The following is an 8,454-nucleotide window of genomic DNA, read 5'->3' on the forward strand; positions in this document are numbered from 1 at the left end:
GACTATTTCGGGCCGACGATGGCGTAGCGGCGCGCGTTGGCGGCAGGATCACCCGAGGCTGACTCTGCGGTGATCGTGACCAACGGCCCTGCCTCGATTACCGCCGATGGCAACTGCGCAGGGTTGGTCTGGTACCAACGGACGCTGGCGGTGCGTCGGCGAACTGGATGCGGGTTCACGATGGCGCCGCCGGTTCCGAACGGACCCACGGGATGACAACCACACGGGTCGGCCCGCTGAGCGCCCCTGACCCTCTCAAATGAAAGATTCTCCGTCAACTACCGACGACTGAAAGGCCAGGGCGTTGACCGAGAGTGCGACAGTGCTGTCCGGGCTACCAGGAGTGCGGATGACCCGTGTGTCCAGGCAGGACGACGACAGCCTGGTTATGGAGGTCGCCACGGACGCTGACACCGCTACCGCGTGCCCGTCGCGCGGGGTGTTCTCCACCTCCGCCAAGGGGCGGGTGACCACCCAACCGAAGGACATTCTCTACGGTGATCAACGAATCAAGCCGCGATGGAACAAGACCAGGTGGCGATGCCGGGAGGAATACCGTGAACGCGGATCGTTCACCTATGCAATCGAGAAGATCCCGCGCCGAGCCCGCATCACCGGCCGGCTCCGTACCCGGATCGGCGCGGCAATCGGAAATGCCGCGCGCTCGGTGGTCGAGGTCGCCGCCGCCCACAATGTGTCCTGGCCGACTGCGCACCGTACATTCGTCGAGCGTGCAAACCGACTGCTCACCGAGCCTGAACCTGTGCGGGTGCTTGGTATCGATGAAACCGGGCGCGGAAAACCCAGGTGGGAGTACTACAAGGTTGCCGAGCGGCGGTTGCGGGTAAATCCCTGAAATATCGGGTTCGTCGACCTGTCCGGAATTCAGGACTCCGCGGGCAGAAGGAGGCGATCACCACCGCAGCGGTGATCGCCTGGCCCACCGCCTGCACACCCGAGTTCCGGGAAGCAACCGAGGCGTGGCCACCGACCCTGCTGCCGCCTACGCGGTCGCGCCACGCACGGAGGGTTGTCGCCGAACCCACGCTGGTAGTCCACCATTTCCATCTCGCACAGCTCGCGAACTTGGCGCTGACCAAGGTTCGCCGGCGCGCCACCTGAGAACTCAAGGACCGCCGCGGCGGCAAGGCCGACCCCGAGTGGACGGGCCCTCGCCGATCGCTCACCGGCCGGGAACGCCTGCCGGACAGGAACTTCACCCAGATGCGGAACGCGATCGTCGACGAAGATGCAAGAGGTCAGATCTTGTCTGCGCACATCGCGAAAGAAGAACTGTGGACGCTGCACTCGACGGTGCGGGTCGGTGGAGATCCACATCTGACTCGCCACCAGTTGCGCCCGTTTCTGACCTGACGCTTCGACTTAAACGTCCCCGAGCTGCTCAGCCTGGCCAAGACGATCGATGCATGGTGGCCCGAGATCAACGCGTTCATGCTGACCGGAATCACAACCACCCGCAACGAGAAATTACAACAGCCTCGTGAAGACCGTGAAACGCACGGCCTGCCAGGTTCACGAACCGAGCGAATTCGGCCAGGCGGATATGATTCCACTGCACCCATTGCCAGCACACCGCAACTCAGATTTCATTCTGATTGCCAGGCCAAAGTTGAAGAGCCCCTTTGTCAATACCCGACACGAGATGGTCAATACCCGACACGAGATGACTGCCAGGCCAACGAGGATATATCTGATTTTCGAGCCATTCGAAGTTCGAAGTCCGGAGCATCGTCCAAAAGTTCTGACATGGTGGTGAGACACGCTCAAGATGTCGGTGGTCGCATTTCACGTTCACAACGGTTCGGCAGTGACAACGATGTTCTGCTCGTAGTTTCCGGTACTGCTGTCGAACGGACCACCACATGTGATCAGAACCAGCCGCCGGACACCACTGACGGAAAAGAGATCCGCTGGCAGAATGCCTTTGTCATATGCTGTTCTCGACATCACCCCGTAACGGACCACATCGTTGCCGACCGACACTTCGATAGTCGACCCAAGCGGTGTCTCCCGCAAATCGTACAGCGCCCCAGGGCCTTGAGTCTTGCTGTCCACGTGGCCCAGGATCACCGTCGAACCGGGCCCCAAGGGGCTTGACCCCGGTGACCACCATCCTAGCCTCGACACGTCCGCGGGAGGATCGAGCACCCCGTTCTCCCCCGTGGTGACGGGATCGACGCCTGCATCGACCCTGAGCGCCGGAATACGAACGTACTCCGGGGGCACACGGGGATCCAGATAGGCAATCGTCGGATCTGACGCCGCTGTCGGCAGGGCCTCGGTTACCGTTCCCAGATCCGCGGACGGAGTACGGGTTTCGAGCACGAAGCCCAGGACGACCATCAAGACACCGACCACAAGGGCAATCGACACGAACCTCTTGCGCCAACGAGTAGATGGGTCGGCCGCCTCTCGCCCAGGGCAAGGGACGGCCGACCCATCGAGACCCAACGGTTCAGCGTCGGGCAGGTTGTCGATCACAGGGTGCTACGCCGCCGAACAAATCCCACGACGCCGGCACACAGTAGCGCCAGAGAGCCCAAGCCCAGGAGCACACCTCCGGCAACGTGCTGATCCGAAGCTGACGTACCCGCCCCCGCCTGTACCAGCGACGGAACCGCGGGCTGAGAGATCTGGCCGGCACATGGATCCGATGCCTGCGTCACGCCCACGCCCACGTCACTACGCGGACCCGACCACAAACCCGGAACCGGAGCCGGTGGCGGCGGAGGTGGCGGTGGAACCTCACTCGTGGTCGTCGGCGGCGGAACCGTGGTGGTCGTCGGCAGAACCGTGGTGGTCGTCGGCGGAACCCCCGTGTTCCCAGGGGGATTGATAACGATGGGGGGCACCACGATCGTGGGTGAGCCTGGGGGCACGATCGGAGGTTGGCCCGGCTGAGCGGGCCAACTCGGCGGAGGATTCTGCGGTGCAACGGGAGCATTGTTGCCCGGGAGGGGTGAAACGGCAACGGGTGGGGCGTGCTGGCATGCCGATTCGGGTGCGCCCGCCGGTGTGGCCGCGTAAGCCGGAAGTGCCATGACGACGCCGAAGCCCATCATCATCGCAGCGGTGGCCGCGACGTTCGCCGCGGCGCGGTACTGCGTTCTAGAAGTACTCATGTTTTCTCCTAAGAAGCGTTCAGGACGACGGGCGATGCACACCCGGCGCGCTCGGTGCAGCCATGAGGAGAGCCGCTGATACCGGACAGGTAATGCTCCGGTATCAGCATCACGTCACCTCACCACTATGACAGCTAACAGCTAGTAAATCAATGAGTGAATGTTCAAGGACCAAACACGTGATCTATTTCGAACCGAAATAGCATTTGATTCGTCGAATCATTAGAGGGATCTACAACCAAACAGAGGGAAAGTTTGTAAATTTCTCCACCGCGGTCCACTATCAGCCATTCTGCAGACATGGTTGTTGGAGGCGGTCGAGTGGGAGTTGATCGGGTCGGGGGCTGACTTCGCGCGAAACGGGCATGATTGAGTAGCAGAACTTCTTGGTGAGCATGTACACAAGAGCCAAAATTTCTGGCGGATAGAGATCCGTTCGGGCGATCAGGCGAGGCCGGCCCTCCAGGAGAAGCGCGAAGTCGTCTCGGACACGTTGAATGATGCATAGGTGCCCAACCTGGCCGTCGTAGTCGGCCTTGCATTCATCTTGCCACTCTTGGTGTTCCGCTCGATCCTGGTTTCGCTGACAGCGACGCTCGGTGCCACCACGACGTCCTTGCATCACAAGCTGTGTCATTCCCTCAGCGGAACATTGAATCTGCCGCCCGCTCCGACCCACAAGGTGGCCCTACCGCACGTGCCGGCCTTACAACCAATCGCACGCACCGGAGGCGGTGGCAGCTCTCTCACGAGCGCTTCCCGGCACCGCAGACCCCGCCCGACGACTGTGGGATCTGAGCCGGCCCCTCGACGCACCCCGCTCCCTGGCTGAACTGGGCATGCAGGAGAGCGACATCGACAAGATCCCGAAGAAGCGACAAGCCCTTCGTACGGGACCCTGTCACCCACAAGGCAGTAACCAGGGATTCTTCGAGCAGCGTGGGCCAGGCGAGCGGCCGACTGAGAGCGGACGGTGGAGAGCATGGCCGACGAAACCCTGACGTACCCGACCCGCACAGACGCACAGGCCGCCGTCGAAGAACGACTGATGGACAACGTGATCGGATCGTTCGGCGACTGCCCCACCCCCGACTGAAGCAACTGATGACATCGCTGGTGCGGCACCTGCACGGATTCATCCGGGATGTGCTTTTGACCGAGTCTGAGTGGAACGCCGCCATTGCGTTCCTGGCCGAAGTCTGGCACATCACCGACGACCACCGCCAAGAATTCATCATTCTGTCCAACGTGCTCAGCGCGTCGATACAGACCATCAGTCAATTAACTGAACCATTACCAGTTCAAGATCCAGACACCGATAAACCAAAGGAGCTCACATTCTCAGCCAGGCCGGATACAGCCAGTCGGCACACCACACTGAACGACTCATGCTTTGCCCGAAGGGTTTACGAACCATTCACGAGGAGGTAGTGTCACCCGCGTGCCCCCGACCGACTGTGCGACCTACCTTAGGTGATGTGCACCTCACGGCTGCCGGGAAAATGGGGCAACCGCTCAGACACTTCGTCAGCCGTCTTCCGGCGCGGAATGCCGGGGAGGGCGTCCGTCCACGTAAGCCCATGGTGGCGTTTCATTCCTGTTTTTATTGCAAGTAGCGGAATCATCAGCCTGTGGGGCCCGTGGGGCCCACGATCTACTACAGCGGGCGTCATCATTACGACCATCTTACTTTCGACCATTCCAGTTGCAGTAGCAATAAGCCGAAACCCTCCTCAGCCCGCATGGGAAGAGTTGAAAAGCAGCCAGCTTACCTACAATGTCATATTGTTAATTTATGCAGATATCGGCATTTTTTCCGTCCTGTCTTTTTACCTCGAGTCGTCGGCATCGATGTATGGCACTGCACTTTTCAGTTTAGTAAGCGTGTATGCCGCCTTCTTTGTATCACGAACTTTCCTGGCATTCCATGGAATTTTCGTCTTATTGGTGATTCTAATTTTCTCTGCGAGAGCCCTGCTCTACGATGGATTTTATTATAACGATCCTCCGGCCATATTCTCTCGCGCGTCCGTATCGATCCTCTCCAGCATCGGAACGATCATATTGATGGCCAACCTGACTCGAAGGATGGCTGATTCCTTCAAGATTTATAACTACGAATTGACAACGGACCCTCTAACAAAATGCCTGAATCGCCGAGGCCTATACCAGCACGTTGGGTCGATGCTACATAGCGAATATTCGACGGTCATTTTTATATCCTTCGATGTAGACAATTTCAAATTTATCAACGACACCTATGGACACGCGCGAGGAGATAAAGTTTTGTCCCAACTCGCAGAACGCGTACACGCTCTGGGTGGGCAGACGATGGCGCTCGGACGTGTAGGCGGAGAGGAATTCGTCGTGGCAGTCGATTGCGAGTGGCGGCAGGCCGTCGAGCTTGCATGTCGGATACGCGCTGCGGCCCACTGCCCTGATGATGATCCTCCCATCACAGTCAGCGTCGGAATCGGGCGGCCAGTTCAGTATAGTAAGACTGATTTTCTGCGCGATACACAGATGGGTGGACCTGTGGAACGTGATGGCCAATTGCGTAGCCAGGAGGACGGGTTGAATGGGTTCCCCTCGGAGGTTTGCAGCTCCCTTCAGCGGGGGCTCGATGAAGCTGATACCGCGATGTACCAAGCGAAGAGAAACGGGCGAAACACGGTCTGTTCGGTCCTGGGCGAAGTACTTGACCCGTAGCTTCGGTCGCGCACGAGCGAGCGCTGGATTGTGATCGGTTCACGGGCAACGTATGCCACCCGTCACCTTAATGATCCTCGGGACCGGGGGAACATATCGACGGCTCCGAGCATTCGATCCGTGGGGACGACTGAATCGCACCGGCGAGTCCGGAGAAGATATGCCCTGGTCTTTCCGGAGTTCGCTTGTCTACTTCAGGCATGGATGCACCCAAGAGAGGTCCACGAGGCCCCGACGCTATCCGCCCAAGTTCCGCCGAAAAGTCCTCGACCTGTTGAAGTCAGGGCGCACGGTCGCCGAGGTCGCCGCAGATCTTGATGTCACCGAATAGACCATCTACAACTGGCGCAACCAAGAACTGTCGATACCGGGCAGAAACCGGGGCTCAGCTGGCTCCAGAGCGCTAAACTCACAACTGCCCGCCTCCGCATCGTTCAGCTGAAGACCGAAATCGCCATTGCCACGCGCTCCACCGAGTTGCGGAAGTCGGCGGCGGCCTCAAATGCGATTCGAAGCGACCCAAGTATAGCCAAGGGGGCTACCAATTCAGGCGGCGTGAATCGTTCTGGAGGCATCAGAGTCCGGATTCTACGAGTGACGGAAACCGGCCGCCCTCGGAACGCACACTGTTACAAGCCTGGCAGAAGAAGCTGAGCACTGAGGTTCACGCCTCCTCGCATAGCGCCTACGGTCCGCGGCGTGTTCATACTGAGCCCACGATCGAATATTTGTGAGAGCCGCTGGTGTGTAAGGGCTTCCGGGAAACAAACGCGCACGTTCCAAACCTCGGCCCCCGCGGGCGATATCGCGGACCGTAAGCTCACTCTTGACGAGTCGAACAAGTTGTGGATCCCGGATATCACCGAGTATCCGACGCATGAAGGTAAGATCTATTGCGCTGTCGTCTTGGATACGTTTTCGAGGCGAGACGTCGGGTGGTCTATCGACAGCTCGCAGACAACGCCATTGGTGACAAACATTCTGAGAATGGCCATTTCGAATCGAGGTCCGACACCCAGCGCACTCATTCACTCGGACGACGGAGTGCGATTTACGTCTTGGGCGCTCACCCGCCAGGCGCACCACTCGGCCTGGTCCCATCAATGAGATTGATCGGCGGGGTTCGCTCGGCGATTGCTCTGATACTGCCATAATCGAATATTGCTAGGGCAGAACGCAAACCGAACTCTTGACCCAGCGTGCGGATTTATCGGTAACGAGATCCTGGCATCGATGACCCAGTCATGAACGAACGCGAAAGTCAGTGCCACCCGAGGTCAAGCACCGGACGGCAGTTGGCAACAGACGCTACGTATTTCACGTGGCAACAGAATCCTCGGGCGGGTCCTTGTGGCTCGATTTCAGAATTTTCCATCTGAACAGTCTGCCGGTCTGTCCGTGGCAACGGACGCGCCAATCCGACTGCGGCACGCTCCAAGTCCCCCACACGTCATTGTGCTCGCGGTCAAAAACACACCTCCGGAGCAAAAGACTGCCTCATTCTCACTACAGTGGACGAGCGCCCCGACTGAAGGACCTGTTCTTCAGGAATTGAGAACGTCCTGACCTCACACCACAGCTTCCCGTACTGCCCATGGGAATAACCACGCAACACGTTGCGAACGAGGGAAGGCAACGTCACGGTCCATCAACGGGGAACTCAGTCGGATAACTGAAGGGCTTCTCATGCCAAAATCGGCATGACAGGCTTTTACCACCAGTAAGTTCCGGCGGAACATTCGCAACGCTTGACGGATTGAGGACAGAGAAACCCATGTACCACCGCGTATACGTACCCGACCAACCCATGAGAGCTTTCCGCGACCGCAACGAAGCACACCAACTCATACGCACCATCGAAGCAAACGGCCTACGAGTCCAGAGCACACCACTCACGGGACGCGACGGCCAAGTCACCGCCGTCGAATACCGCTTCGAACAACCACGACATCAAACCTGACCCCCACCACAAAGCCCACGAGCAGCATGGGCATTCGCCGCCCATCCTCCATCCTCCGTCCCAAGAGGACGAAGAACTCGCCACACAAGGACGAAACATCCCACCCGCCAGCGCCGTGAAACCTGCAGTCGAAATGTAAACGCTCGGAACAATTACCGGCTTCGACCAGCCTCGTCGGTCCCCCAATTGTGTGGCCGTCGAGGCCGAGCCCGGCGACGATTCCTGGGGCGCGCACCAATGCTCCGCACCGAACGATCACGACAAGATCGACCGCGACAATGCGCGCGCCGATCAATCCTCACGCAAGCGAAATAGCCCGCCAGTTTTGCCATTTCGACTCACCCTCAGAGGAACTTCAGACGCGACCCCATGACACGAAACAAATTGTGCAAAACGATCTCCGCTACAAGCATTTTCCCGCACACACCGACGTCAGATACAAATCTGATCACGCCACCAAACAACCAACACTGCCAGAGAAAACACTCCCCCGCCGGTGCGGCACGAAATTTTCGTACCCGCAACGACGAACATCTATGGCACGGCGCAGCGAAACGGTATACATAACTCGTGCGCCCGACTCCCCCATCGACACAGCCAACCACCCCCGCCACCATCTCCCACGCTGCCGAGCACACCCAG

At 59.1% G+C, this 8,454-nt stretch carries 7 protein-coding genes and 1 pseudogene; 5 read left to right on the plus strand and 3 right to left on the minus strand.

The genetic code is table 11. The annotated features are described in order from the left end of the window. Positions 1-2: 2 nt before the first annotated feature. A complete protein-coding gene (locus tag QMA15_RS30070) occupies positions 3-209 on the minus strand; it encodes a hypothetical protein (RefSeq protein ID WP_290288190.1) in 207 nt (68 codons plus the stop codon). A gap of 140 nt (positions 210-349) precedes the next feature. Between QMA15_RS30070 and QMA15_RS30075 the strand changes: the two genes are divergently transcribed. Together QMA15_RS30075 and QMA15_RS30080 are read left to right on the plus strand one after the other, a co-directional pair. Beyond that, a complete protein-coding gene (locus tag QMA15_RS30075; RefSeq protein ID WP_290288193.1) occupies positions 350-856 on the plus strand; it encodes a helix-turn-helix domain-containing protein in 507 nt (168 codons plus the stop codon). Positions 857-1,224: 368 nt separating this feature from the next. After that, positions 1,225-1,374 carry a hypothetical protein gene (locus QMA15_RS30080; protein WP_290288196.1) on the plus strand — a complete coding sequence of 50 codons (150 nt, stop codon included), beginning with the start codon at positions 1,225-1,227 and terminating at the stop codon, positions 1,372-1,374. A 438-nt stretch (positions 1,375-1,812) separates the two neighbouring features. Here the strand turns inward: QMA15_RS30080 and QMA15_RS30085 are convergent, their stop codons facing one another. Together QMA15_RS30085 and QMA15_RS30090 are read right to left on the minus strand one after the other, a co-directional pair. Further along, on the minus strand, positions 1,813-2,394 hold the full coding sequence (locus QMA15_RS30085) for a class F sortase (RefSeq protein WP_290288199.1): 582 nt from the start codon (positions 2,392-2,394) through the stop codon (positions 1,813-1,815). A gap of 104 nt (positions 2,395-2,498) precedes the next feature. Then, complete coding sequence (locus QMA15_RS30090) at positions 2,499-3,143, minus strand: hypothetical protein (protein ID WP_290288201.1); 645 nt, start codon at positions 3,141-3,143, stop codon at positions 2,499-2,501. 982 nt (positions 3,144-4,125) lie between these two features. On the opposite strand from QMA15_RS30090, the pseudogene QMA15_RS30095 reads away from it, so the two are divergent. The 3 genes and pseudogenes from QMA15_RS30095 to QMA15_RS32880 form a co-directional block, all read left to right on the plus strand. Next, a pseudogene (locus tag QMA15_RS30095) lies at positions 4,126-4,421 on the plus strand (dioxygenase); the annotation flags it as partial. A gap of 474 nt (positions 4,422-4,895) precedes the next feature. Beyond that, positions 4,896-5,852 carry a GGDEF domain-containing protein gene (locus QMA15_RS30100; RefSeq protein WP_290288203.1) on the plus strand — a complete coding sequence of 319 codons (957 nt, stop codon included), beginning with the start codon at positions 4,896-4,898 and terminating at the stop codon, positions 5,850-5,852. A gap of 699 nt (positions 5,853-6,551) precedes the next feature. Further along, entirely contained in the window at positions 6,552-6,959 is a 408-nt protein-coding gene (locus tag QMA15_RS32880) for a DDE-type integrase/transposase/recombinase (RefSeq protein WP_356702836.1), read from the plus strand. Positions 6,960-8,454: the final 1,495 nt, after the last annotated feature.

The organism is Rhodococcus sp. APC 3903, assembly GCF_030407755.1.
GTDB classification, from domain to species: domain Bacteria; phylum Actinomycetota; class Actinomycetes; order Mycobacteriales; family Mycobacteriaceae; genus Rhodococcus_F; species Rhodococcus_F erythropolis.